Source organism: Ectopseudomonas composti (genome assembly GCF_001567565.1).
Lineage (GTDB): Bacteria > Pseudomonadota > Gammaproteobacteria > Pseudomonadales > Pseudomonadaceae > Aquipseudomonas > Aquipseudomonas composti_A.
Genome location: NZ_LSSW01000015.1, coordinates 35,147 through 61,037, shown reverse-complemented (window position 1 = coordinate 61,037; position 25,891 = coordinate 35,147). Strand labels below are relative to the sequence as shown.

Genomic DNA, 25,891 nt, shown 5'->3' with positions numbered 1-25,891 from the left:
CCTGTACGCGCTAAGGTTCGGCTCCCCCTGCGCCAACTAGCTGTGCACCGCCATAGGGGATCGCTGGCGGCCGGCACCCGTGACCTGACGACCTGACCCGATGAATAGCACGATGGCTGATTTACCGATCGACGACCTCAACGTCGCTTCCAACGAAACCCTGATCACCCCCGATCAGCTCAAACGCGAAATCCCCCTGACCGCTGCAGCACTGGAGACCGTTGTCCAGGGCCGCCAGGTGGTACGCGACATCCTCGACGGCAAGGATCACCGCCTGTTCGTGGTCGTCGGCCCCTGCTCCATCCACGACATCAAGGCCGCTCACGAGTATGCCGAGCGCCTCAAGGTGCTGGCCGCCGAGCTGTCCGACAGCCTGTTCCTGGTCATGCGTGTGTACTTCGAGAAGCCGCGTACCACCGTCGGCTGGAAAGGTCTGATCAACGATCCCTATCTGGATGACTCGTTCAAGATCCAGGATGGCCTGCACATCGGCCGCAAACTGCTGCGTGACCTGGCGGAAATGGGCCTGCCCACTGCCACCGAAGCGCTCGACCCGATTTCCCCGCAATACCTGCAGGACCTGATCAGCTGGTCGGCCATCGGCGCCCGCACCACCGAATCCCAGACGCACCGTGAGATGGCCTCTGGTCTGTCCTCGGCCGTCGGCTTCAAGAACGGCACCGATGGCGGTTTGACCGTCGCCATCAATGCCCTGCAGTCGGTTTCCAGCCCGCACCGTTTCCTCGGCATCAACCAGGAAGGCGGCGTATCCATCGTCACCACCAAGGGCAATGCCTACGGTCATGTGGTACTGCGCGGCGGTAACGGCAAGCCCAACTACGACTCGGTGAGTGTGGCCATTTGTGAGCAGGAACTGACAAAAGCCGGCATACGCCCGAACATCATGGTCGATTGCAGCCACGCCAACTCCAACAAGGATCCGGCCCTGCAGCCGCTGGTGCTGGAGAACGTGGCCAACCAGATTCTCGAAGGCAACAACTCCATCGTCGGCCTGATGGTCGAGAGCCACCTGGGCTGGGGCAGCCAGTCGATTCCGAAGAACCTGTGCGACCTCAAGTACGGCGTATCCATCACCGATGCCTGCATCGACTGGGATACCACCGAAAAGAGCCTGCGCAGCATGCATGCCAAGCTCAAGGATGTACTGCCCAAGCGCCCTCGCGGCTGAGGGTACTGCAGTAAAAGAAAACGCCGGGCATTGCCCGGCGTTTTCGTATCCGCGTTCAACTCGCGGGGGCGTTTTGCCCCGTCGCGAGCGACCTGCTCACTGATGGCGCGCGCGACGCTCCATGTAGCGTTCGACGTAGGAGCACGAAGGAATCACCGTATAGCCCCTGCCTTCGGCGTATTGCAGCGCGTGCTCGGTAAGCGCTGCAGCAATGCCACGACCGCGCAGGGCATTGGGCACGAAGGTGCGATAGATATCCAGCGTCTGCTTGCCCAGATCCATGTAGGCCAGATAGGCACGATCACCATCGACGGTGGTCACGAACTGGTGACTCGTCTGGTCATGCTGGATGGACAACACCTCGCTCATCTTCACTCCTCTAGCCGCAAACCGTTAGCGGCGCATCTATTTTTACCCCATACCGACGCGTTGACGAAAGAACAAATTCGCCCCGCACTTCGGTCCAGGCAACTGGACAAGCTTATCAGCCGCAGAAGCACCCAGCCACGCGCAATCAGAAGCTCAGCAGGGCAATGCAGAGCAAGGCCGCGATCACCGGCACCAACACCGTGATGACGAAGATGTCCTTGTATGCCTGCTTGTGGGTCAAGCCCATGATCATCAGCATCGCGATCACCGCGCCACAATGCGGCAGCGAATCCAGCCCGCCCGCAGTGATCGTGGCGATACGATGCAGCACCTCAGGGTCGACACCCATCTCCAGATAACGCGGCGCCAGCGTCTGCATGAAGATCTGCAAGCCGCCAGACGAGGAGCCGACGATGCCCGATACCACACTGACCGAAGCGAACACCGACAGCAGCGGCGGCAGGTTCACACTCAGAACCCACTGAGCGAACTGAGCGAAACCCGCCGTCTGGATCACGACACCACCAAAACCGATCACCGCGGCGGTGTTGAGCAGCGGCATGATGGCATCGTCGGCGCCCTGCCCGAGCAAGCCGACGGTGTTGCGGCGCAAGGCCGGAAACATCAGCACCGCCACGCCGGTGGCGATCACCAGGGCGAGGCTGGGCCAGAGAATCGGTTGCGCCTGGCTGAAGGCCAGCAGTCCACCCAAGGAACCTTCGCCCGACACAACCATGCCCGACAGCGCCAGCAGGCGCGGCAACAGGATGATCCCGAGCACTACTACAATCGGTACCAGAGCCAAGCCCCAGTGCGGCCCGCTACCCGGGACACCGGCCAGTTGCTGCATGCGCTCATCCTGCGCGTTGGGCTCGAAGCCCTCGCCTCGTTCGCGCGCCAGACGCCATTCGCGCTGCAGATAAGCCATGCCCAAAACGATCATCACCAGCGATGCGAACAGGCCAATCCAGGCGCCGGCGAACAGGTCGGTGCCCAACGCACTGGCTGCGATCACGTTGTGAATCGAAGGAGAACCGGGCAAGGCCGTCATGGTGAAGGTGCCTGCGCCCAGGGCAGTCGCGGCGCAGAACAGGCGCTTGGGCAGATTAGCCTCGCGCATCAGAGTGATCCCCAGTGGATACATGGTGAAGATCACCACGAACACCACCACCCCGCCATAGGTCAGCACCGCGCAAACCAGCATCGCCACCCACAGCGTGCGCTGCGTGCCCAACCCAAGGGTGATGGCCTGAGCGATGCTGCTGGCAGCCTGGCTGGCGGCCATGACCTTGCCGAAGATCGCGCCACAGAGAAACAGCACGAAGAACTTACCAGCGAAGGTGAATGCCCCAAGGGGGCCGAACGGAAAGTGCTCGAGCAGCGCCTTCGGTACGGCAACGCCATTGGTAAGCGCCACCAGGATCGAACAAAGCAATGCTGCGATGAATATGTTCACCCCACGCAACGCCATGAAAATAAGTAGCGCCAAGCCGAACAGGAGTCCCAAATTGCCAAGCATCTGCGTTCCCTCTTTATTGTTTTAGTTCAGAAATCAGGACAGTTATAACAGTTCGTACAACCGCGACACTGTAGCGATTACGTAACTGACTGTTTTTTAGCCAACCCCCATACGCTCTAACCTTCAGCGTCTGGGCCGAAGAAAAAAAACTGCAACTCTTGCCCTGACTCCGTTTACTTACTAAAAGTAATAGGTAGTATGTACGCCGGCCAATTTCCCACACTAGGGGAATTGCTCTTTATGGAAAACTCCACCTCAAGGGGAACACGATGAACAACGTTCTGAAATTCTCTGCTCTGGCTCTGGCCGCAGTTCTGGCTACCGGTTGCAGCAGCATGTCCAAAGAAACCGAAGCTCGTCTGACTGCTACCGAAGACGCAGCTGCTCGCGCCCAAGCCCGTGCCGACGAAGCCTACCGCAAGGCTGATGAAGCTCTGGCCGCCGCTCAGAAAGCTCAGCAGACCGCTGACGAAGCTAACGAGCGTGCTCTGCGCATGCTGGAAAAAGCCAGCCGCAAGTAATTGCGACTCGTTTTTTCGAAAGCCGCCCCAGGCAACTGGTGCGGCTTTTTTATTGCCTGCTACCAAGGCCACTGATCTTCAGGCAATAAAAAAGCCCGCCGACACGAATGCAGACGGGCATCTTGGCAACCGGTCAGGTCAGAACGTACCTTCGCTGCTCACCGCCACACTGTCGGTTTGCGCTGCGATAGGCACCGGCAAGCCGTCTTCGGCAGCCACTACCTCACGAACCATATCCCAATCGAGACGCAGGCCGCTGAGCTCGTCACGCTTGAGCAGCGCGTTGATCACCGCCGTGTGCTTGTCGACGACAGACGGGTCACCTTCGTCATCCAGCGGTGCATGTGCTTCGAGATAGACCTTGCCACCACTCACCCCGAACTTGTAAGGCTCGTTGAGAATCCGCACCGGCGTACCGACCGGCACCAACCCGGCCAACTCCAGCACGTTGTGGTTGAGCATGCGGAAGCAGCCATGGCTGACGCGCATGCCAATGCCGAACTTCTTGTTCGAACCATGGATCAGGTAGCCCGGGAACGACAGCGTCAGCTTGTACGGGCCCAGCGGGTTGTCCGGCCCTGGCGGAACCACGGTGGGCAGGAAATCACCCTCGGCAGCGTGTTCCTCACGAATCGACTTGGGCGGATACCAGGCCGGGTTCGGCGTCTTCACAGTGACGTGACCGACGCCCAATGGCGACCCCCAGCCCTCACGACCGATCCCCAGCGGGAAGGTATGCACCACGTTCTGCCCTTTCGGGAAGTAGTACAGACGATATTCAGCCAGGTTGATCACGATACCTTCACGCGGGCCAGGCGGCAGCACGTAGCGCGTCGGCAAAATGACCTCGGTGCCCTCGCCCGGCAGCCAGGGATCCACGCCCGGGTTGGCCGCGACCATTTCCAGATAACCGAGGTCATTTGCCGCTCCCAGGTCGGCGAAGGTGTCCTCGTACTTGGCCTTGATCACCTGTACCTGACCTACCACGTCCTCGCCTGGCGGCGGCAGCGGAAATTCGAGAGCCTGCACTGCGGCACTGGAGCACAGTGCGACCAGAGTCAGGCAGCGGTTGACCGCAGAAAAGCGCGACAACATCCGGGAGTCCCTTGAAGAGTTGAATGATATTGCGGCGATTGTACACCGCCGCTGGAAAGCCTGGCAGACCTCAGCCGTCCGCCCAGTTCGAGCACAAGCCCTGGCGCTGTGCCTCGAAGGTCGCCAGACAGGCAGGACAGAGTCGACGATCACGCAGCCAGACCTTTTCCAGCGCACGCCAACGCGGCTGCGCCGGCAACAAACCGCCGCACAGCGTTCGATCAGCATGCCCGCCCAGGCGCAACTGGCGAGCCACCAGATGCACACGCACCTCACGACAGGCGAACAGATCCAGCTGCTCATCCGGCTCGATCAGTTGATAGGCATATAGGGACCAGGCGGGACGCGGCATCTGGAGCTCCGTGACAGGTCGGCCACATTAGCCGAAAGGCTCGAGGCGGAAAAGCCTCTGCCTACTCAGTTTTCTGCCAGCAACACGCGCTCAGAGCATGGGTTTCAAAGCCGGCCAGACGTTGTCCAGCAACACGGCCTGCGCCGACTCGGTCGGATGAATGCCATCGGCCTGCATCATCCCTGGCACGCCACCGACACCCTCGAGGAAAAACGGCACCAGCGGCACCTTCTTCTGCTCCGCCACATCCGCGAAGACCTGGGCAAACGCCTTGGTGTAGCGAGCGCCATAATTGGGCGGCAGGCGCATCCCCAAAATGAGCACCTTGGCCCCTGCCTGTTGTGACTTCTCGACCATCGACGCAAGATTCTGTTGCAATTGCGCGGGAGGCTGCCCACGCAGACCGTCGTTGCCCCCCAGCTCGATGATGACCAGCTCCGGCTTGTGCTCGGCGATCAGCGCAGAGAGCCGCGCGGCGCCGCCTGCACTGGTATCGCCGCTGATCGACGCATTGACCACCGACTGCTCGAAACCCTCCTTCTCGAGGCGTTTTTCCAGCAGAGCGACCCATCCCACGCGGCTATCCAGGCCAAAAGCCGCGCTGATACTATCGCCGACCACAAGCAGGGTGCCTGCAACCGCTCCCTGAGCCCAGAACATAAGGGCCAAGGCACCACTCAGCCACCATGCACGCATTTGGAATCTCCATGACTTCGAGCATTCTCGCTGCGCGGAACCTTAACAAAGTGGTCAGCAGCACGGAAGGCGAGCTGACGATCCTCCATGACCTCGACCTGGACCTGAACAAAGGCGACAGCCTGGCCATCGTCGGCAGTTCCGGCTCTGGCAAATCCACCCTGCTCGGCCTGCTCGCCGGGCTCGACCTGCCCAGCGGCGGCGCCGTGCTGCTGGCTGGCAAGAATCTCAGCGAACTCGATGAAGACCAGCGTGCACGACTGCGTGCCGAGCATGTCGGCTTCGTGTTCCAGTCATTCCAGTTGCTCGATAGCCTCAACGCGCTGGAGAACGTCATGCTGCCGCTGGAACTGGAAGGCCATGCCGATGCCCGACAGCGTGCCCGCGCCCTGCTCGAACGCGTCGGTCTGGGTCAACGTCTGACCCACTACCCGCGCCAGCTCTCCGGTGGCGAACAACAGCGTGTGGCGATCGCGCGAGCCTTCGCCGCCGAACCTGACGTGCTGTTCGCCGACGAACCCACCGGCAATCTCGACAGCCATACCGGTGAACGCATCAGCGACCTGCTCTTTCAGCTCAACCAGGAACGCGGCACCACTCTGGTACTGGTCACCCATGACGAGCGACTGGCGCATCGCTGCCAGCGCCTGATCCGCCTGGAAGGCGGACACCTGATCGACCGCGTGGAGCCCTGATGAAGCGCGTGCCCTTCACTCGCCTGTTTTCGCTCGCCGCCCGCCAACTGCTGCGCGATGCTCGCGCCGGCGAGTTGCGAGTGCTGTTCTTCGCCCTGCTGGTCGCGGTGGCGGCCAGCAGCGCCATTGGCTATTTCAGCGCGCGGCTGAACGACGCCATGCTGCAGCGCGCCAGCGAGTTTCTGGCGGCTGATCTGCGCCTGAGCGGCAGCACGCCAGCCAGTCAGGAACAAATCGACGCGGGGCTCAAACTGGGCCTCGATCACGCCCGGGCGGTGGAATTTTCCAGCGTCGTGGCCGCCGGGGACGGCATCCAGCTGGCCAGCGTCAAGGCCACCAGCAGTCGCTACCCGCTACGCGGTGAGCTGAGAAGCGCCGCCGAGCCCTACGCGCCCGAGGAAGTGGGCTCCGGGCCACGCCCCGGAGAAGCCTGGGCCGAGGCCCGCCTGATGGTGGCGCTGAACCTGAAGATTGGCGATGAGCTGGAGATAGGGTCCAAGACCCTGCGCTTGAGCCGCGTCCTGACCTATGACCCGGACACCGCTGGCGACTTCTATAGCCTGACGCCGCGCGTGCTGATGAATCTCGATGATCTCGCCGCCACCGAGGTGGTTCAACCGGGCAGCCGCGTGCGCTTTCGTGAGCTCTGGCGCGGTGATGCTGATGCCCTCGCCGCCTATCGCAAGGCCGTCGAAGCTGGCCTGGAACCCAATCAGCGTCTGGACGATGCCCGCGATGGCAACCGCCAGGTCGGTGGTGCACTCGGCCGCGCCGAGCGCTACCTGAACCTGGCCAGCCTGGCAGCCGTGCTGCTCGCTGGCGTCGCGGTGGCGCTGTCGGCGGCACGCTTCGCGGCGAGGCGCTTCGATGCCAGTGCGTTACTGCGTTGCCTGGGGCTGTCACGCCGCGAAGCGCTGGCCCTGTTCGGCCTGCAACTGGCGCTACTCGGGCTGATTGCCTGCGTGATCGGCGCGCTGCTGGGCTGGGCAGGCCAGCATGTGCTGTTCTATCTGCTGCGCGGACTGATCCCCGATGACCTGCCACCGGCCAGTCTGTGGCCGGCGTTGGCCGGCATGGCCACTGGGCTGGTGGCGCTGGCCGGTTTCGCCCTGCCGCCACTGGCCGCGCTGGGGCGGGTACCGCCGCTGCGCGTGCTACGCCGCGACATGCTGCCGGTACCGGCGAGCTCCTGGCTGGTCTACGGCGCGGCACTGGTTGCGCTGGGCCTGATCATGTGGCGCCTGAGCCTGGATCTGAAATTGACGCTGGCACTGCTGGGCGGCGGACTGCTCGCTGCGCTGCTGCTCGGCGGTTTGCTGCTGCTCGGCCTGCAAAGCCTACGCCGCCTGCTGCAGCGCGCTTCCCTGCCCTGGCGTCTGGGATTGGGCCAACTGCTGCGGCATCCGCTCGCTGCTGCGGGGCAGTCCCTGGCCTTCGGCCTGATCCTGCTGGCCATGGCGCTGATCGCCCTGCTGCGCGGCGAATTGCTCGATACCTGGCAGGACCAGTTGCCGGAAGATGCCCCCAACCATTTCGCCCTCAACGTGCTGCCGGCCGAGCGCGATGCCTTCGCCGCGCGCCTGGCCGAACTGTCGCCACATCCGGCGCCGCTGTATCCGGTGGTACCGGGCCGGCTGATCATGATCAACGACGAGCCGGTGCGCCAACTGGTGACCAAGGAAAGCCGTGGCGAGCGCGCCATCCAGCGCGACCTGAGCCTGACCTGGGCCGAGCAGTTGCCGCCTGACAACCAGATCATCGCCGGCAGTTGGTGGAGCGCCGAGCACGCCAGCGGCTTGCCTGGGGTTTCCGTCGAAGCCGAGCTGGCCGAAAGCCTGCACCTGAAGCTCGGCGATCGCCTGCGCTTCAACGTCGGGGGTATCGAGCGCGAAGCCCAGGTCAGCAGCCTGCGCCAGGTGGATTGGGACAGTTTCCAGCCCAATTTCTACATGATCTTCGAGCCACAGACCCTGCAGGATCTGCCCGCCACCTACCTGACCAGCTTCTACCTGCCGCCGGGCCACGACTCGGAACTGGTCGCGCTCAGCCGCGCCTTCCCCAGCATGACGCTGCTGCAGGTCGATGCGCTGCTGGCACAACTGCGCAGCATCCTCGCCCAGGTCACCCTGGCCATCGAGTACGTGCTGCTGTTCGTGCTCGCAGCCGGCGTCACCGTGCTGCTCGCCGGGCTGCAGGCGACGCTGGACGAGCGCATTCGTCAGGGTGCGCTGCTGCGCGCGCTGGGCGCCGAACGCAAGCTGCTGGTCAGTGCCCGGCGCGCCGAGTTCGGTCTGCTCGGCGCTGCTGCCGGTCTGCTCGCGGCCGTCGGCTGTGAGCTGGTGAGTTTCCTGCTCTACCGTTATGCCTTCGACATGAGCTGGCAACCGCACCCCTGGCTGCTCCTGCTGCCGCTGATCGGTGCCCTGCTGATCGGTCTGGCCGGCGTACTCGGCACCCGCCGCGCACTCAATGCCAGCCCCTTGAGCGTGCTACGCGAAGGCTGAGAACCTTGAGAGGGGTTTGCTAGACTTGGCGCCCCTCTCAGGACCCGAGACACCATGAGCCGCTATCGCCCCCCTCGCCCAGCCGGTACGCCATTGATCACGCCCGAGGGCGAAGCGCGCCTGCGCGCCGAGCTGCACGAGCTGTGGCACGTGCGCCGGCCACAGGTGACCCAATCGGTCAGCGAGGCGGCAGCCCAGGGCGACCGCTCGGAAAACGCCGAGTACACCTACGGCAAGAAGATGCTGCGCGAGATCGACAGCCGCGTGCGCTTTCTCACCAAACGCCTGGAAAAGCTCAAGGTCGTCAGCGAAAAACCGTCCGATCCGAACAAGGTGTACTTCGGTGCCTGGGTCACCATCGAGGACGAGGACGGCGAGCAGTCGCGCTACCGTATCGTCGGCCCCGACGAACTGGACCTGAAGCAGGGCCTGATCAGCATCGACTCACCGCTGGCCCGCGCCCTGGTCGGCAAGGAACTGGATGCCGAGGTTCGGGTGCACAGCCCCAGTGGCGAGAAGACCTGCTACATCGTCGAGATTGATTACCCATGACGCCCGGCAGGTTCGCTAACTCATCGAGTTTCGCACCACCGCCATCCACTCCTCTCGCGATTCGGCAGCCCAGTGGTTACCCGGCTTGAGCCAAATTGGGTCAAACGTTCGCGGGCGACCGCCAAAGTAATTCACCCAACCGAGTCCCGAAATCTGCGCCAGCGGGACGTCGAACTCTTTAATGTAAAGATGAGCGTCTTGTGGCAGGTCTGAGAAAGGCGGCAGTTGCATGTCTGTGCTCTCAGCGCCGAGTGATCAAACCCTGGCGCGCCACTCGCACCAGCTCGCCGACTGTTTGTGCCAGATCCCCAGCGCTGGGAGCCTGGATCACCGCCAGGTCGAAACTGTCGCGGGCGAAGCGGTTCAACGACTCGCCGGTCTGCACGAACTGGATGCGAAACGCACGCGACCCGGCCCAGCGCTTGGGCCAGCCTTCGAGATAACGCAGCAAGGTGGGTTGGTGGCTTCCGCCAAGCAGCACGCGTGGATTGCGCAGCAGCAGGCCCGAGGTAATGGGCGCCAGACGAATAAGGGGTTGGGGACAGATCATGGTCGAGTCTCCGCCTCGAGAATCCCGCTGGGCAGCGGTGAGAGGCGACACCGAACCAGCGCTTTAGCGGAATTTCAGGCATTGATGACAACACCCTGTGGCGCCCCGCAAGTAGCTGTTTAAATCGGCGCAGGCAGCATCCTAGAGAAGCTGACGGCTTACTGTCAAGGCGCACCCAACCTTCGATTGGCCGACGCCCACCTGGCCACTCGCGAGGCAGCAAAACGCTCCGCCGTCGGGCTTCGATGCACGCATCCAGCCACTCAACCTGCGGTCTTTTGCATGAGGTGACGTGTCGACACGTAACAGAACTTAGCCAGCGATATAGCTGCCAGATCGCACCAATTTCAGCAAAAGTACCGATTTAGAGGGTTCCCTGGCGATTGCAAGAGGATGGCATGTTTCCTGCCATCGTTCTTGCGCCGTACATGCCAAGGGATGGGCGTGATCCGTGTTGCGGGAAGCAGCTGACTGCCTCAAAACAACAACCATCGAGAGCGCCCATGAAGAACAATAAGACCCTGCTCGCCCTCTGCCTCGGCGCCGGCCTGCTCGCCAGCGGCCAGACCCAGGCTTTCTGGTTCGGTTCATCCGGCTATACCCAGACCAAATACCCCATCGTCCTCGGCCACGGCATGCTCGGTTTCGACAGCATCCTCGGCGTCGACTACTGGTACGGCGTCCCGGCCGCCTTGCGCCGCGATGGCGCCAGTGTCTACGTCACCGAAGTCAGCCAGCTGGACACCTCCGAAGCACGTGGCGAGCAATTGCTGCAGCAGGTCGAGGACATCGTCGCCATCAGCGGCAAGGGCAAGGTCAACCTGGTCGGCCACAGCCATGGCGGCCCGACCACACGCTATGTCGCTGCCGTGCGCCCGGACCTGGTCGCATCCGTCACCAGCGTAGGCGCTCCGCACAAGGGCTCGGCCGCTGCCGACTTCCTCAAGGGCATCAGCGATGGTCCGGCCGGCCCGGTCGCCACCCCACTGCTGGTAGGGATCGTCAACGGCCTCGGTACGCTGATCAACTTCCTCTCCGACAGCTCCAGCACCACGCCACAGAACGCCCTGGGTTCGCTGGAATCGCTCAACAGCGAAGGCGCGGCGCGCTTCAACGCCAAGTTCCCGCAGGGCCTGCCCACCACCGCCTGCGGTGAAGGCGCTTACAGCGTCAATGGCGTGCGTTACTTCTCCTGGAGCGGCACCAGCCCGCTGACCAACATGCTCGACCCGAGCGACCTGCTGCTGGGCGCCGCCTCGCTGACCTTCGGCAACGAAGCCAACGACGGTCTGGTCGGCCGTTGCAGCTCGCACATGGGCCAGGTGATCCGCGACAACTACCGGATGAATCACCTCGACGAGGTCAACCAGACCCTGGGCCTGACCAGCCTGTTCGAGACCGATCCGGTGACCGTCTACCGGCAACATGCCAACCGCCTGAAGAACGCCGGGCTGTAAGCGCAGAACCTCTCGTAGGGTGCGCATCGTGCACCCTACGAGGCATTGGCTCTGAGCCCGGTTTGGGTCGGGAGCAATCCCGATCCGACGCCTTACTGGAATCTGCCGTGAAGAAAACCCTGTTCGCCCTGCCCATCCTGATCGCTGCTGGTCTGGCGTTGATGCTGTACCTGGAACCCGGACATCGCCCCACCCCGCTCAGCACGCCTGTCGCTACGACGCCTGCACAGCGAGTGACGGAGCCCACTGTCCAGGCCATGGCGGCGACTGCAGGTAAAGCGCAGAAGCAATCCGCCAAGCTCGCCCTGCCCGGTTCCTTCGTCGGCACCGAAGTCGACGGCAGCTTTCGCGTGGATGCTGCCGGTAACCTGATCATCAGCGAGGATATCCGGCGGATCTTCGATTACTTCCTCGCCAGCATCGGCGAAGAAAGCCTGGACGCCAGCGTTTCGCGTCTGCGTGCCTACATCGACAGCCAGCTTCAGGAACCGGCACGGGCCCGTGCGCAGGCACTGCTGGAGCAATACCTGAGCTACAAGCGTGAGCTGGTGCTGCTGGAGCGCGACCTGCCGCAGATGGGCAATCTCGATGCCATGCGCCAGCGCGAAAGCGCTGTACAAGCCTTGCGCGCACGGCTGTTCGACAACGAGACCCACCAGGCCTTCTTCGCCCGCGAGGAAGGCTACAACCGCTTCACCCTGGAGCGTCTGGCCATCCAGCACGACGACAGAATGAGCGCGCAAGAGAAAGGCGCGGCCGTCGACCGGCTGCGCGCCTCCCTGCCTGAGGAGTTGCAGGACGCGGTACTGCCACAACTGCAGCAGGAGCTGCGGCAGAACACGGCGCGCCTGCAAGCCGAAGGCGCCAGCGCGGCGCAGATCCGCCAGATGCGTCAGCAACTGGTAGGCGCCGAAGCTACCACACGCCTGGAGGCGCTCGATAGCCAGCGGCAGAACTGGCAGAAACGCCTGGACGACTATCTCGCGGCGAAAGCGCGAATAGAAGCCAGCGAAGGCCTCAGCACGGGTGACAAGCGCGCGGCTATCGACGCGCTGGCCGCCGAACGCTTCGATGAACGTGAGCGCCTGCGCCTGGACGCCGCCGAGCAATTGGCGGCTGCCAGCAAGAAGCAGTAGCCTCAGGTGCTGTCGCGCATCACCAGTTCGAAGCCCACGTCGATGCAATGCTGCTCGGGGGTTTCGCCGCGCATCAGCGCCAGCAGCATGTTCGCCGCCAACTCACCGATCTGCCCCCGCGTAGTACGCACGGTGCTCAGCGCCGGATGCATCCAGGCCGCAGCGGGCAGGTCGTTGAAGCCGGCGATGGCCAGGCGCCCTGGCACCTCCAACCCCAGTTGCCGCGCGCGAAACAGCGCGCCCATGGCTAGGTCGTCGTTGTTGAAGAACACCGCATCGATCTGTGGCTGCTGCGCCAGCAGACGATCGAGCAGCTCGGCGCCGAGGCCGATGGACGACAGCTGCGGCGTCAGCAGCTCCAGCGCCGGATCATGGCGATTGAGGTAATGCATCACCTGGCGATAGCCCTCGGCGCGCTGCAAGGTGCGCGGGTCGAGCTGCGCCGCGGCGAAGGCGATATGGCGATAGCCGCGTTGCACCAGGGCGCGGGTCATGGCGGCACCGGCCTCGATCTGCGAAAAGCCGACGCAATAGTCTTCCGGCTCCTCGCTCAGCTCCATCAGCGTCACCAGCGGGCAACTGCTGGCACCGAGGATTTCGCGCGCGGCATCGCTGCGCTCGAAGCCCGTGACCAGCAGACCAGCGGGCTGGTGCGCCAGGTAGGAGCGCAGCAGACGCTCGTCTTCCTCGACCCGGTAGTGGCTGACGCCAATCATCATCTCGAAGCCGGCCGGCATCAGCACGCGCTGGATGGCTTCGACGGTGTCGACGAACACCGAGTTCGACAATGACGGAATCACCACTGCCACCAGGTTGGAACGCGAACTGGCGAGCGCCCGCGCGGCCGGGTTAGGCACATAGCCCAGCGCCTGGGCCGCGCGCATCACCTGCTCGCGCAATGCATCGGACACTCGCCCCGGCTGCGACAGTGCACGCGAGGCAGACATCAGCGAACAGCCTGCAGCCTTGGCCACATCGGACAGGGTGACGCGTTCGGCAGAGCGGCGACGGCGTTGAGTCATAGCGCCTCCATTGGTTACCAGCGGCCGATTCTAGCAGCCCTGCCGGTGAATAAAGCGCGGGACACGCCGCCCGGGGTAACGCCACCATGCAAGGAGCGTTACCACCTGCGTGCCCCGCGAAACTGCGAACCTGCCCAGGATCGGCTGCGCGTTAGTCGCACCTGAACCTGGGCAAGTCCTTACAAAGCGGCCTTCTCGGCTTCGGCCTGAACCTGATCGAACAGTTGCTGGCCGACCGTGTCGACGACCTTCTGGATCGCCGGCGCGGCCTTCTCACGCATACGCTGCACCTGGGCCGGATCCACCTCGTTGATCTGCATACCCTTGCCTTTCAGCTCGGCCAGCGCACGAGCGGCCTCTTCGCGGGTGTCCTTGCGCTCGAAGTCACGCGCCTTCTTGGCCGCTTCCAGCAGGATGTTCTGCTCGGTCTGCGACAAGCCGTCCCACCAGCGTTTGGACACGGTGACGATCCACGGGCTATACACGTGGTTGGTCACGGTGAGGTACTTCTGCACCTCGTAGAACTTCGAAGACAGAATGGTGTTGAACGGATTTTCCTGACCGTCGACCGCCTTGGTCTCCAAAGCAGTGAACAGTTCGGAGAATGGCAGCGGCACCGCATTGGCGCCCATCAGTTTGAAGGTATCGAGGAACACCGGGTTGGGCATGACCCGCAGCTTGATGCCGGAGAAGTCTTCCAGCTTGTCGATTGGACGACTGTTGTTGGTCAGGTTGCGAAAGCCGTTCTCCCAGTACACCAGGCCGACCAGGCCCTTCTCTTCGAGCTTGTCCATGACCTGACGGCCGACCGGACCGTCGAGCACGGCGTCGGCCTGCTCGGCGCTGCTGAACAGGAACGGTGTGTCCCATACCGCCATTTCCTTGGTGATGCCGACCAGGGTGGCAGTGGAGCCGACCATCATCTCCTGCGCCCCGCCGATCAGCGCGCTCTGCATCTGATCATCGGAACCCAGGCTGGCAGCGCCGAAGGTGCGCACCTTGAGTTTGCCATCGGAGGCCTTGGCCACTTCCTCGGCGAACAGCTTGGCCGCACGGCCCTGGTTGCTGTTCTCGTTGAGGCCATAGCCGAAGCGGATCATGCGCGAGCGCACCTCGTCGGCATGGACAGTGAAGCTGGCGAGTGGGCTGCACAGCATGGCAGCGGTGAGGATGGCGAGCAGCGGACGTTTCATCGGTACTACCTCTTATTGTTGTGAATGATGCCGGCGCGCCAAAGCCGGCAGGTCAACTCAGCGCAACCAGGCCAGTGGCACGGTAACCAAGGCCGGGAAAGCCACCAGCAACACGACGATGGCCAGATAGATCAGGAAGAACGGCATCACCCCGCGCACCAGCACCTCCATGCGCAACTTGCCGATACCGCCAACGACGTTGAGCACGGTGCCGACCGGCGGGGTGATCAGGCCGATGGAGCCGATCAGCACGAACATCACGCCGAAGTACACCGGATCGACGCCAGCCTTGATCGCGATGGGCGCCAGCACCGGTGCCAGAATCAGGATGGTCGGGGTCAGGTCCAGCACCATGCCCACGGCAATCATCAGCAGCATGATCGCCAGCACCAGAAGCCGCGGATGTTCGGCCAATGGCCCAAGCATGGCGCCGATCTCGTCCGGCAACTGCGCCAGGGTGATCATGTAGGCCGATACCGTGGCGGCAGCGCAGAGGAACATCACCGATGCGGTGGTACGGCTGGCGCGGGTCAGGGTTTCCACCAGGTCGCTCCAGCTCAGCTCTCGGTAGAGCAAGGTGGACACGGCCAACGCATACACCGCCGCGACCACGGCGGCCTCGGTCGGCGTGAAGATGCCAAAGCGCAAACCGCCGACGATGATCACTGGCAACATCAGCGCCGCCGCACCGTCGACCAGCACCCGGCGGCGCTCGGCGGCACTGGCTTTGGGCGGCGTTGGCTCGGTGAAACCACGGGCGATCAGGGTCCAGGCGATGATCAGGCCGGCACCCATGATCAGCCCCGGTACCAGGCCGGCCATGAACAGTTGGCTGATGGAGGTGTTGGTGACCACACCGTAGATCACGAACGGCATCGACGGTGGAATGATCGGCGCGATGATGCCGCCGGCAGCCACCAGGCCAGCCGATGAATGCACCGGGTAACCGCGCTGGCGCATCATCGGCAGGAGCAAGGTGGCCAGTGCCGCGGTGTCGGCCAGAGCCGAACCGGACATGCTGGCCAGCAGCACCGCAGCGGCGATGGCGACGTAGCCGAGGCCGCCGCGCAGGTGGCCGAAGTAGGCCTGGGCCATGGCGATGATGCGCCGAGAAATACCGCCGGCGTTCATCAGCTCGCCGGCCAGGATGAAGAACGGCACGGCTAGCAGCGGGAAGCTGTCGGCGCCGGCGAGCAGGTTCTGCGCCAGCAACTGCACGTCCCAGAAATCCAGATACCACATCAGCACGGCTGCGGTGAGGATCAAGGCGAACGCAATGGGCATGCCGAATGCCATGAACCCCAGCAGGGACGAAAGAAATACCGCGACAGTCATCGGCAGGTCCTCGATGGGCAGTGCCCGTCTTGTTGCAATGGGGTCGGCATCATTCGATGTGCGCCTCGGTCAGCCCGCTCTGCGGTGCGTGGCGCCAGAGCTTGACCAGTTGCACCACGGCGAGAATCGCCAGCACCAGCATGCTCACCAGCACTGGCAGCATGGCCAGTACGACCGGATAACCGACCACCGTACTGACGTTGCCCCAACCGAACTGCACCTGGTTCCAGGCCCCCCAGGCCGAGAGCAGACTGGCCCCGGCGACCAGGATCCAGCTCAGCGAATCCACCAGCCGTTGCACCAGCTGCGGGAAACGGTCGCGAATCATGCGAAAGGTCATCAACTCGCCCCGACGCATGCCGGAGGCCACTCCAACGAAGATCAGCCAGACGAAGGCCAGGCGTGACAGCTCTTCTGCGCCGGGCCACCCCGTGCCGAATGCATAGCGCAGCACCACGTTGGTGAACACCGCCACCACCATGAAGGTCATCAGCAGCGCCATCAGGCCATCGGTCAGGCGGTCGAAACCGCGTGCGATACGCCCTTCGTAGATCGGCTCGGCGCCCAGCTGCACGTCTTGGTTAGCGCTATCAATTTCACCATCGAGAGCATCCTGCGCTTCGCTCGAGGCCGCCTCCACGGCATTACGACGAACCCAGGCCTGGATATCGGATAGCAGGACATCAACCGGCTGCTGCGCATCGACGACCAACACATGCGGCTCGCCCGCCGGACTCTCGAGGGTAGAGAACTGGCTGTCGACCAGCGAAATCGGCATGAAATGTCCCGGCCGAGCACCCACGCGCTTTACAGCGGTGGCGTGCGCGATGTCCAGGTGCACGAACTGCAGCCCCGGAATCGCCTGGCGCAAACGCTCGCGATAGGCACGTTTGAGCGCCGAGCAGGCCAGCACGAAGCATTCACCGGCCGCCTGCGCCGCCAGCATCTGCTCGCACAGCGCATCCAGCCAGTGACGACGGTCTTCGTCGCTCAGCGCGATACCCGCACGCATGCGTTCTACATTTTCGGAAGGATGGAAATGATCGGCTTCGATATGACGCCAGCCGAGGGCGGTGGCGACCGCCTGGCTGATCTCGCTCTTGCCGGAGCCACTGACGCCCATGACCACGAGCGTGGTACGGGCCGGCAATGCGGAAGGCTGCTGTTGCATGGGAACTCCATGGGCACCATCCGAGGTGGTGCCGCTCATTGTTTGAGCCGAATGTTAGCGCTATCCAAAACGTTCGACAACCCTCCCATGGCAACATTTCGTAGAGCATTTCCTCTGATCAGCAACACACAGCGCTGGCCCGCAGCCGGCGGACACGCTCAAGATCGCCTACCTGCAAAGAAGGAGACATTTCGCCAATGCACCGGCTGAAACGCTGCGCCTGGCTGCCCACGCTGTTGCTGCCGCTGGCTGCGCAGGCCGAAACCACCGCGTACCAGGCCGATCCGCTGGTAGTCACCGGCAGCCGCTACCAAGCCAGCGGCTGGCAGTTGCCCTTCTCCGTCAACCGCATCGATGCCGAGCAGGCGACGCTGGGCAAACCAGGCGTCAACCTGTCCGAAGCCCTTGGCAGCGCGCCGGGGGTGGTGGCGCAGAACCGCCAGAACTATGCGCAGGACCTACAGATTTCCTCGCGCGGCTTTGGCGCACGCTCGGCATTCGGCATTCGCGGCATCAAGCTATTGGCCGACGGCGTGCCGCTGTCCAACCCCGACGGTCAGGGCCAGGCGGCGACCTTCGATCTCGATACCCTGGAGCGCATAGAGGTGCTACGCGGCCCCTTCGCCAGCGTCTACGGCAGCAACTCTGGCGGCGTCATCCAGCTGTTTTCACGCGATGGCGAAGGCCCGCCCAAGGTCTCCGTCGACACCTCTCAGGCTGCCTACGGCACCAGCCGTACCCGCGTCGCCGCCGAGGGCGGCAACGACAAGGCCGGCTTCATCATCAATCGCTCGCACTTCGAGACCGATGGCTACCGCGACCACAGCGGCGCCATCCTCGACAAGACCTTCGCCAAGCTGACCCTGTACCCGGATGACGCGAGCAAGCTCAGCCTGAGCGTCAGCGAACTGGATCAGAATGACACCCAGGATCCGCAGGGTCTGACCTGGGCGCAGGTACAGAACAACCGCCGCGCCGCCGCCCCAAGCGCGCTGCTGTTCAACACGCGCAAGACCGTCGACCATCGCCAGTTCGCCCTTAACTACGAGCGCAGCTTCGCTGCCGGCACCTGGCAGAGCACTGTCTACAGCGGTACACGACGGGTGATTCAGTACCAGTCGATTCCCGTGGCCGTACAGACACCGGCCTCTCAGTCCGGCGGCGTGATCGATTTTGAACGTCGCTTTCACGGTATCGGCAACCGCTGGATCCAGTCGTTCGACCTCGGCAGCAGCCTGCTGACCGTCACCACCGGCCTGGATTACGACCATTCACGCGACGATCGCCAGAGCTATGAGAACTTCGTCGGCAGCACCCTGGGCGTGAAAGGCAACCTGCGCCGTGACGAGCGTAACGAGGTCACCAGCTTGTCGCCCTATGTCCAGGCTGCCTGGCAGTTGGCCAAGCTCGACCTGCAGGCCGGCCTGCGCCACAACCAGGTGGAATTCGAGGTGGACGACCGCTTCCTGAGCAATGGCGATGACAGCGGCTCGGTCACCTACCGCGAGCTGACGCCAACCCTGGGCGCCAGCTACGCCTTGTCGCCAGACCTGAATGTCTACGCCAGCTGGGGCAAGGGTGTGGAGACGCCGACGCTTAACGAGTTGTCCTATTCGGGCGCCGACAACAGCTTCGGCTTCGACCTCAAGCCGGCCACCAGCGAGCAGTTCGAAGTTGGCCTCAAGGCGCGTCTGGGCGAGACGAGCAGCCTGCAACTGGCGCTGTTTCAGATCGATACCGACGACGAACTGGTGGTCGAATCAGCCAGTGGCGGTCGCTCACGCTTCCAGAATGCCGCCCAGACCCGCCGTCGCGGCGTCGAGCTGGCCCTGGAAAGCCGACTGAGCGAAACCCTGCGCGCCAATCTCGCCTACACCCAGATCGATGCCGTCTACAGCCAGGACTTCACCAGCAACGGCCGGCTGATCGAGTCGGGCAACCACCTGCCGGGCATTCCCGCGCGCACGCTCTATGGTGAGCTGGCCTGGCAACCGCTGGAATGGTTCAGCAGCAGCGTCGAAGGCCTCTATCGCAGCAAGCTCTACGTCGAGGACAGCAACACCGCCAAGGCGGCGCCCAGCTACGCGCTGTTCAACTGGCAGGCGCGCTTCGAACAGAAGGCCGGCGCGCTGACCTTCAACCAGGTGCTGCGTATCGACAACTTGCTGGATCGCCAGTACATCGGCTCGGTGATCGTCGGCGATGGCAACGGCCGCTATTACGAACCCGGCCCGGAGCGCGCCTGGTACGTCGGCGCGGGTGTGCAGTACCAGTTCGATTAAAGCTGACAACGAACGAGCTCCCCTCTCCCACTTGTGGGAGAGGGGCTGGGGGAGAGGGCTGACTCCCCTCCGATGATGGTGCCAGCTCGGGTGCGCACGCTGCACCCTACGGTTGCACGCCCTTACAGACTGCGCGCAATCACCATGCGCTGCACGTCGCTGGTGCCTTCGTAGATCTGGCATACGCGCACGTCGCGGTAGATGCGCTCGACCGGAAAGTCCTTGAGGTAGCCGTAGCCGCCCAGGGTCTGGATCGCCGCAGAACACACCCGTTCGGCCATCTCCGAGGCGAACAGTTTGGCCATCGAGGCCTCGGTCAGGCACGGCTGGCCGGCTTCACGCAGGCTGGCGGCGTGATGCACCATCTGCCGCGCCACGGCGATCTGCGTCGCCATATCGGCCAGGCGGAAGGCCACCGCCTGGTGTTCGATGATCGGCTTGCCGAACGTCACTCGCTCATGGGCGTAATCACGCGCCGCATCGAGCGCGGCCCGCGCCATACCCACAGACTGCGCGGCGATACCGATGCGTCCACCTTCCAGATTGGCCAGGGCGATGCGATAGCCCTCGCCCTCCTCGCCCAGACGCAGCTCAGCCGGGATACGCACGCCGTCGAGCTGGATCTGGCAGGTGTCGGAGGCATGCTGGCCGAGCTTGTCCTCCACGCGCACCACCGAGAATCCGGGGGTATCGGTGGGCACGATAAAAGCGCTGATGCCCTTCTTGCCCGCCTGCGGGTCGCTGACGGCGAAGACGATGACCATGCCGGCATGGCTACCGGAAGTGATGAACTGCTTGGCACCATCGAGCACATAGTGGTCGCCGTCGCGCCGGGCTCGGGTGCGCAAGTCGCTGGCATCGGAGCCGGCCTGCGGCTCGGTCAGGGCGAAGGCGCCAAGCATGCTGCCCTCGGCCAGCGGACGGAGAAAGTGCTGTTTCTGCGCCTCGCTGCCGTACTTCAGGATCGGCATGCAGCCCACCGAGTTATGCACGCTCATGATGGTGGAACAGGCGCCATCACCAGCGGCGATCTCCTCCAACGCCATGGCGTACGCCAGGTGACCGGTCTCGGCGCCGCCCCACTGCTCGGGCACCAGCATGCCCATAAAGCCCAGCTGGCCCATCTCGGCGATCGCCTCGGCCGGGAAACGATGCTCGCGATCCCAGTCGGCGGCGAAGGGTTTCAGCCGCTCCTGGGCGAACTGGCGGGCCATGTCACGGATGAGGATTTCTTCTTCTGTGGGCAGCATGGCTGGCTCCGGTGATGCGGTTCGATCAATCCGTGGGAGGCGCTTCAGCGGCGACTGTCGCGGCTTAAGCCCCTCCCACACGTCATTTGCGCTGCGTCAATACAACTCGATGGCCACGGCCGTGGCCTCGCCGCCACCGATGCACACGGAGGCCACGCCACGCTTGAGACCGCGCTGCTGCAGTGCCGCCAGCAGGGTCACCAGGATGCGCGCGCCGGACGCGCCGATGGGATGGCCCAGGGCACAGGCGCCACCGTTTACGTTGAGTTTGCCGTGGTCGATGCCCAGCTCGCGCATGGCCACCATCGGCACCACGGCGAAGGCCTCGTTGATCTCGAACAGATCGACCGACTCCTGCTGCCACTCGATACGCGCCAGCAGACGCCGAATCGCCGCCACCGGGGCCGTGGTGAACAGATTCGGCGCCTGGGCATGCCCAGCATGGCCGAGGATTCGCGCCAGCGGCGCGAGGCCTCGTTCCTGCGCCTCGGACAGGCGCATGAGCAGCAACGCGGCGGCGCCATCGGAGATCGAACTGGCATTGGCCGCCGTCACCGTGCCGCCCTCGCGAAACGCCGGCTTCAGACCGGGGATCTTGTCCGGCCGCGCCTTGGGCGGCTGTTCATCAGTATCGACCTGGCGCCGCTCACGCCCCTGTGGCGCCGCCACGGCAACGATCTCGCTGGCGAACCGGCCTTCCGTTATCGCCTGCTGGGCGCGCCGCAGTGATTCCAGCGCATAGGCGTCCTGCTCCTCGCGACTGAAACGATACTGCTGCGCGCAATCCTCGGCGAAGGTGCCCATCAACCGGCCACGCTCGTAGGCGTCTTCCAGACCGTCGAGGAACATGTGATCGAGCACCTGGCCATGGCCCATGCGATAGCCGCTGCGGGCACGAGCCAAGAGGTACGGCGCATTGGACATGCTCTCCATACCGCCGGCCACCAGCAACTCGCTGCTGCCGGCCAGCAACTGGTCATGGCCCAGCATCAGCGCCTGCATGCCCGAGCCACACATCTTGTTCAGCGTGGTGCACTGCACCGCCTGACTCAGCCCGGCAGCCAATGCCGCCTGGCGCGCCGGTGCCTGGCCCTGGCCAGCCTGCAGCACGCAGCCCATCAGTACCGTGTCTACCGACTCGGCCGCGAGCCCGGCACGCTCCAGGGTCGAACGGATCGCCGCTGCGCCCAGCTCGGCCGCCGTAAGGCCGGACAGATCGCCAAGAAAGCCGCCCATGGGCGTGCGCACTGCGCTGACGATAACGACGGGATCGAGTTGCTGGTTCATGAGTTTCACCTTCAATTTCGTAGCCCGGATGCAATCCGGGAAGATTGCTCTGCGTGCACCGGTGTATATGAGCGTAGGAGCGGCTTCAGCCGCGATCATGACGAGGCGATTCGCGGCTAAAGCGGAATGCCGCCCAACCGCTCCTACAAAAGCTAAAACGTTCTATTTCGCCGCCATGCGCAGCGCGCCGTCGAGGCGGATCACCTCGCCATTGAGCATCGGGTTCTCGACGATATGCCGCACCAGGGCCGCGTACTCATCGGGTCGCCCCAGGCGTGGCGGAAACGGCACGTTGGCCGCCAGCGAATCGCGCACCTCCTGCGGCATGCCGGCCATCATCGGTGTCTCGAACACACCGGGCGCGACGCACATCACCCGAATGCCGGAGCGCGCCAGATCTCGCGCCGCCGGCAGGGTCAGCGCGGCGACACCGCCCTTGGAGGCAGCATAGGCGGCCTGCCCCATCTGCCCGTCGAACGCCGCCACCGAGGCGGTATTGATAATGACCCCGCGTTCGCCGCCTGCGTTCGGTGTGTTCTGCGCCATGGGCTCGGCCGCCAGACGCAGCAGGTTGAAACTGCCGATCAGGTTGACCTCGACGGTGCGCCGGAAACTGTCCAGAGCATGGGCACCGTTGCGCCCCAGCACCTTCTCGGCCGGCGCGATACCGGCGCAGTTGACCAGCCCGTGCAGGGCGCCGAATGCTGCCAACGCTTGCGCCACGGCGGCGTGACCATCCTCTTCGCGGGTGATGTCGGCGCGCACGAAGCGGGCACTGGCGCCCAGCTCGGCGAGAGCCTGCAGGCCTGCCTGCTCGTTGATATCCAGCAGCAGCACCTGGCCACCCTGCCCGACCAGCTCACGGGCCGTGGCTAGCCCAAGACCAGAGGCGCCGCCGCTGATCAGGAATACGGCGTGTTCGATTTGCATGATGAAGATTCCTCGAATCAGTGACTGGCGGCCGCCTGGGCCTTGGCGATTTCCTGGTTGCGCAGGAGAAAACGCTGGATCTTGCCGCTCGGGGTCTTGGGCAGCTCGTCGACGAACTCGATCTCGCGCGGGTAGGCATGCGCCGACAGGCGCTTGCGCACGTACTGCTGCAGGGCCTCGGCCAGGGCCTCGTCGGCTGCGTGGCCAGCGTGCAGCACGACGAAGGCCTTGACCCGCTCGGTACGCTCCGGGTCGGGCTTGCCGATCACCGCCGCCTCGATCACCGCGGGATGTTCGATCAGCGCGCTCTCCACATCAAAAGGGCCGACGCGGTAGCCGCTGGTGGTGATCACGTCGTCGGCACGACCGACGAAGCTGATACTGCCGTCGTCGTTGAGCTCCACCGTATCGCCACTGAGGTAGTAGTCGCCGACGAAGGCTTTGGTCGCCATGCCGCGATAGCCGGGGAACCAGAACAGCGGCGAGCGCGCCATGTCCAGCGCGAGGATGCCGGGCTGGCCAGACGGCAGTTCGCGCTGCTGCTCGTCCAGCACCACCACGCGATGGCCGGGCATGGCGAAACCGGCCGCGCCCAGGCGCACCGGATGCTGCAGCGCATGGTGATTGCACAGCACCATGCCCAGCTCGGTCTGCCCGTAATGGTCGTGGATGGTGCAGCCCAGGCCCTCGGCAAACCAGCGGATCACCTCTGGTGTCAGCGGCTCGCCGGCACTGCTCACCACACGCAGCCGCCCCTTGATCGTCGTCTCCACCTCGTCACGCGCGGCCAGCAGCAGACGGAAGGCCGTAGGCGAGCCCGCCAGGTTGGTGATGCCGTATTCGCGGATCACCCGGCAGGTGCTCTCGACGCTGAACGCGCCCTCGTAGAAGGTGGTGGCATGCCCCAGCGCCAACGGGCCGGTGACGGCGTAGTACAGGCCATAGGCCCAGCCGGGGTCGGCCAGGTTCCAGAAGCGATCCTCCGGGCGCAGATCCACCGCCTCGCGCATGTAGCTGACGAAGGCGAGGATGGCTTTGAGCGGCACCTGCAAGGGCTTGGCCAGGCCGGTGGTGCCCGAGGTGAACATCAGCAGAAAGGGATCGTCAGCGCGGCGCATCACCGGCTCGAAGCGATCCGCCTGACGCTCCAGCTCAGCCCAGAAATCTTCGCCGACCACCAGCGTGGGCGGCGCCTGCTCCACCTCGTCGAGCTTGCCCCGATTGAGGCTATCGGTGACCACCAGCTTGGAACCGGCCGTGTGCACCCGGTGCTCGATGGCCTTGGGGCCGAAGGCGGTGAACAGTGGCTGGTAGACGGCGCCGGCGCGCCAGGTGCCGAGAATGGTGATCAGCAGCTCCGGCGTGCGCGGCAGGATGCCCGACACGCAATCACCAGCGCCGATGCCCCGGCTGGCCAACAGATTGGCGAAGCGCGCCGAGGCTGCCTGCAACTGCTCGAACGTCCAGGTGGCGCGCTCGCCATTGCGCCCCTCCCAGATCAGCGCCGTGCGGCCGGCGCCGACATGCCGGTCACAGCACTCCACACAGGCATTGAGGGCATCCAGCCGGCCGGCCAGGGTATCGGCAACGGTCGCCTCGAAATCGAACTCGCGGGCGGCGGTGAAGTAATCGCGCATCGGGGTGATCTCCCGGATTGTTCTTATTGGATGTCGCGATAGTTACCTCGGGCCGGCGGCGCGGCAATGTCGAAAGGTCTCAACCTGCCTGAGCGGAAATGACAGCCCCCGCCTCGGTCAATGGCGCTCGGGGTGCATCAACGCGCGGTACTGGCCTGGCGTCGAGCCTGTCCATTTCTTGAATGCCTTGTAGAAGGCGCTGCTGTCGGCGAAGCCCAGTTCGAAAGCCAGGTCACGAACGTTGCCGTCATCGCTGTCCAAGCAGGCAATGGCCAGGTCACGCCGCACCTGATCCTTGAGCCCCTGGTAAGGCTGCCCCTGCAGCGAGAGCTTGCGCCGCAGGGTCGAGGGCGCCATGTGGAAATGCGCGGCCAGGGCCTCCACATCCGGCCACTGCTCAGGCGCCAGGCTGCGCAGATGGTTCTTGATCCGCGCGCTCAGGCTCTGCGGGTCGCGGTAGCGCACCAGAATATTGCCCGGCGCATCGGCGAGAAAGCGCTTGAGGTCGTCAGCGCTGCGTCGGATCGGCGTCTGCAGGCTGTCGGCGTTGAACAGCAGGCGGCTCTGTCCCCGCGCGAACTGCAGGTTGCGGGTGAACATCACCTGGTAGTCCTCGATGTAATCCGGCTGCGCACAACGCAGCTGAATCCCCAGCACATCGATGCGCCGCCCGGCCAGCCAGCAGCTCAGGCCATGGATGATCAGCCATAGGGTGAAATAGCCGAAGGCGCGGCAGGCCTGCCCAGGCGCCTCGTCGATGACGATGGCGGCCAGGCCGTCGCGCACCTCCAGTCTCGGGCTGAAGTCATCGAAGACCAGATGCAGAAAGCGCAGCGCCCCTTGCAAGGCCGCGTCCAGGGTTGGCTCCTGCGCCGCAGCACGGGCCATGTAAGCGAAGCTGCCGACCTTCATCCGTCGCCGGTTCATGCCGAAGAATTCATCGTCCATCTGCCGGGCGATGGCTAGCCACAGCTGCCCGTAGGCCTCGGACGACACCCGCTCCTCTGGCTGCGTCAGCAAGTCAGCGTCGATTCCCGCTTCCTGCAGCACTGCTGCCTCATCGACGCCTTGCCGGCGCATTTCGCAAAGCGCTTCGAGCACCAGGTGAACAGCGATCGTGCCTTTTTCAACGGACGCACCGGCCATGAT

At 64.2% G+C, this 25,891-nt stretch carries 23 protein-coding genes; 8 read left to right on the top strand and 15 right to left on the bottom strand.

Features of this window, described 5'->3' with window-relative positions; translation table 11 throughout:
- The first annotated feature begins 112 nt into the window (after nucleotides 1-112).
- Nucleotides 113-1,189 carry a 3-deoxy-7-phosphoheptulonate synthase gene (locus PCLY_RS03975; RefSeq protein WP_061238003.1) on the top strand — a complete coding sequence of 359 codons (1,077 nt, stop codon included), beginning with the start codon at nucleotides 113-115 and terminating at the stop codon, nucleotides 1,187-1,189.
- Nucleotides 1,190-1,285: 96 nt separating this feature from the next.
- Here PCLY_RS03975 and PCLY_RS03970 read toward each other — a convergent pair whose 3' ends face one another.
- Both PCLY_RS03970 and PCLY_RS03965 read right to left on the bottom strand, forming a co-directional pair.
- Nucleotides 1,286-1,558 carry a GNAT family N-acetyltransferase gene (locus PCLY_RS03970; protein WP_061238002.1) on the bottom strand — a complete coding sequence of 91 codons (273 nt, stop codon included), beginning with the start codon at nucleotides 1,556-1,558 and terminating at the stop codon, nucleotides 1,286-1,288.
- A 145-nt stretch (nucleotides 1,559-1,703) separates the two neighbouring features.
- On the bottom strand, nucleotides 1,704-3,077 hold the full coding sequence (locus tag PCLY_RS03965) for a GntP family permease (RefSeq protein ID WP_061238001.1): 1,374 nt from the start codon (nucleotides 3,075-3,077) through the stop codon (nucleotides 1,704-1,706).
- Nucleotides 3,078-3,346: 269 nt separating this feature from the next.
- On the opposite strand from PCLY_RS03965, the gene oprI reads away from it, so the two are divergent.
- On the top strand, nucleotides 3,347-3,598 hold the full coding sequence (gene oprI, locus PCLY_RS03960) for an outer membrane lipoprotei OprI (RefSeq protein ID WP_003239826.1): 252 nt from the start codon (nucleotides 3,347-3,349) through the stop codon (nucleotides 3,596-3,598).
- A gap of 138 nt (nucleotides 3,599-3,736) precedes the next feature.
- On the opposite strand, the gene PCLY_RS03955 is transcribed toward oprI, so the two are convergent.
- The 3 genes from PCLY_RS03955 to PCLY_RS03945 form a co-directional block, all read right to left on the bottom strand.
- The gene (locus PCLY_RS03955; protein ID WP_061238000.1) at nucleotides 3,737-4,693 is read right to left on the bottom strand and encodes a L,D-transpeptidase family protein; all 957 of its coding nucleotides are present in this window, start codon (nucleotides 4,691-4,693) and stop codon (nucleotides 3,737-3,739) included.
- Between the two features lie 70 nt (nucleotides 4,694-4,763).
- Nucleotides 4,764-5,045, bottom strand: coding sequence for a hypothetical protein (locus PCLY_RS03950; RefSeq protein WP_061237999.1), 282 nt, complete (start codon nucleotides 5,043-5,045; stop codon nucleotides 4,764-4,766).
- A gap of 90 nt (nucleotides 5,046-5,135) precedes the next feature.
- Nucleotides 5,136-5,741, bottom strand: a complete 606-nt coding sequence (locus PCLY_RS03945; RefSeq protein ID WP_061237998.1) for an arylesterase — start codon at nucleotides 5,739-5,741, stop codon at nucleotides 5,136-5,138.
- Nucleotides 5,742-5,752: 11 nt separating this feature from the next.
- On the opposite strand from PCLY_RS03945, the gene PCLY_RS03940 reads away from it, so the two are divergent.
- From PCLY_RS03940 to greB, 3 genes are read left to right on the top strand one after another with little or no spacing between them, the layout of a single operon-like run.
- Complete coding sequence (locus tag PCLY_RS03940; RefSeq protein ID WP_061237997.1) at nucleotides 5,753-6,436, top strand: ABC transporter ATP-binding protein; 684 nt, start codon at nucleotides 5,753-5,755, stop codon at nucleotides 6,434-6,436.
- A complete protein-coding gene (locus tag PCLY_RS03935; protein ID WP_061237996.1) occupies nucleotides 6,436-8,940 on the top strand; it encodes an ABC transporter permease in 2,505 nt (834 codons plus the stop codon). The genes PCLY_RS03940 and PCLY_RS03935 overlap by 1 nt, the downstream gene beginning before the upstream one ends.
- 54 nt (nucleotides 8,941-8,994) lie before the next feature.
- Entirely contained in the window at nucleotides 8,995-9,492 is a 498-nt protein-coding gene (gene greB, locus PCLY_RS03930; protein WP_061237995.1) for a transcription elongation factor GreB, read from the top strand.
- A gap of 241 nt (nucleotides 9,493-9,733) precedes the next feature.
- On the opposite strand, the gene PCLY_RS03925 is transcribed toward greB, so the two are convergent.
- Nucleotides 9,734-10,042 carry a hypothetical protein gene (locus PCLY_RS03925; protein WP_061237994.1) on the bottom strand — a complete coding sequence of 103 codons (309 nt, stop codon included), beginning with the start codon at nucleotides 10,040-10,042 and terminating at the stop codon, nucleotides 9,734-9,736.
- Nucleotides 10,043-10,545: 503 nt separating this feature from the next.
- Between PCLY_RS03925 and PCLY_RS03920 the strand changes: the two genes are divergently transcribed.
- Complete coding sequence (locus PCLY_RS03920; RefSeq protein ID WP_061237993.1) at nucleotides 10,546-11,499, top strand: triacylglycerol lipase; 954 nt, start codon at nucleotides 10,546-10,548, stop codon at nucleotides 11,497-11,499.
- Nucleotides 11,500-11,606: 107 nt separating this feature from the next.
- Nucleotides 11,607-12,635, top strand: coding sequence for a lipase secretion chaperone (locus PCLY_RS03915; RefSeq protein ID WP_061237992.1), 1,029 nt, complete (start codon nucleotides 11,607-11,609; stop codon nucleotides 12,633-12,635).
- Nucleotides 12,636-12,637: 2 nt separating this feature from the next.
- Here the strand turns inward: PCLY_RS03915 and gntR are convergent, their stop codons facing one another.
- From gntR to PCLY_RS03895, 4 genes are all read right to left on the bottom strand, one after another.
- Entirely contained in the window at nucleotides 12,638-13,657 is a 1,020-nt protein-coding gene (gene gntR, locus PCLY_RS03910) for an HTH-type transcriptional regulator GntR (RefSeq protein WP_061237991.1), read from the bottom strand.
- 179 nt (nucleotides 13,658-13,836) lie between these two features.
- Nucleotides 13,837-14,850: a TRAP transporter substrate-binding protein gene (locus tag PCLY_RS03905; RefSeq protein ID WP_061237990.1), complete on the bottom strand. Its 1,014-nt coding sequence runs from the start codon at nucleotides 14,848-14,850 to the stop codon at nucleotides 13,837-13,839.
- Nucleotides 14,851-14,907: 57 nt separating this feature from the next.
- A complete protein-coding gene (locus PCLY_RS03900) occupies nucleotides 14,908-16,185 on the bottom strand; it encodes a TRAP transporter large permease (protein WP_061237989.1) in 1,278 nt (425 codons plus the stop codon).
- 49 nt (nucleotides 16,186-16,234) lie between these two features.
- Entirely contained in the window at nucleotides 16,235-17,356 is a 1,122-nt protein-coding gene (locus tag PCLY_RS03895) for a gluconokinase, GntK/IdnK-type (protein ID WP_061237988.1), read from the bottom strand.
- A gap of 197 nt (nucleotides 17,357-17,553) precedes the next feature.
- Here PCLY_RS03895 and PCLY_RS03890 point away from each other — a divergent pair, with 197 nt between their 5' ends.
- Nucleotides 17,554-19,638: a TonB-dependent receptor family protein gene (locus PCLY_RS03890; protein ID WP_061237987.1), complete on the top strand. Its 2,085-nt coding sequence runs from the start codon at nucleotides 17,554-17,556 to the stop codon at nucleotides 19,636-19,638.
- 122 nt (nucleotides 19,639-19,760) lie between these two features.
- On the opposite strand, the gene PCLY_RS03885 is transcribed toward PCLY_RS03890, so the two are convergent.
- The 5 genes from PCLY_RS03885 to PCLY_RS03865 all read right to left on the bottom strand — a co-directional run bounded on the left by PCLY_RS03885 (nucleotide 19,761) and on the right by PCLY_RS03865 (nucleotide 25,888).
- Complete coding sequence (locus PCLY_RS03885; protein WP_061237986.1) at nucleotides 19,761-20,888, bottom strand: acyl-CoA dehydrogenase family protein; 1,128 nt, start codon at nucleotides 20,886-20,888, stop codon at nucleotides 19,761-19,763.
- Nucleotides 20,889-20,984: 96 nt separating this feature from the next.
- Nucleotides 20,985-22,175, bottom strand: coding sequence for an acetyl-CoA C-acyltransferase (locus PCLY_RS03880; protein ID WP_061237985.1), 1,191 nt, complete (start codon nucleotides 22,173-22,175; stop codon nucleotides 20,985-20,987).
- Nucleotides 22,176-22,337: 162 nt separating this feature from the next.
- Complete coding sequence (locus PCLY_RS03875; protein WP_061237983.1) at nucleotides 22,338-23,105, bottom strand: 3-hydroxyacyl-CoA dehydrogenase; 768 nt, start codon at nucleotides 23,103-23,105, stop codon at nucleotides 22,338-22,340.
- A 17-nt stretch (nucleotides 23,106-23,122) separates the two neighbouring features.
- Nucleotides 23,123-24,742 (bottom strand): acyl-CoA synthetase, encoded by a 1,620-nt coding sequence (locus PCLY_RS03870; protein WP_061237982.1) that lies wholly within the window; start codon nucleotides 24,740-24,742, stop codon nucleotides 23,123-23,125.
- A 117-nt stretch (nucleotides 24,743-24,859) separates the two neighbouring features.
- A complete protein-coding gene (locus PCLY_RS03865) occupies nucleotides 24,860-25,888 on the bottom strand; it encodes an AraC family transcriptional regulator (RefSeq protein WP_061237980.1) in 1,029 nt (342 codons plus the stop codon).
- Between the last annotated feature and the right edge of the window lie 3 nt (nucleotides 25,889-25,891).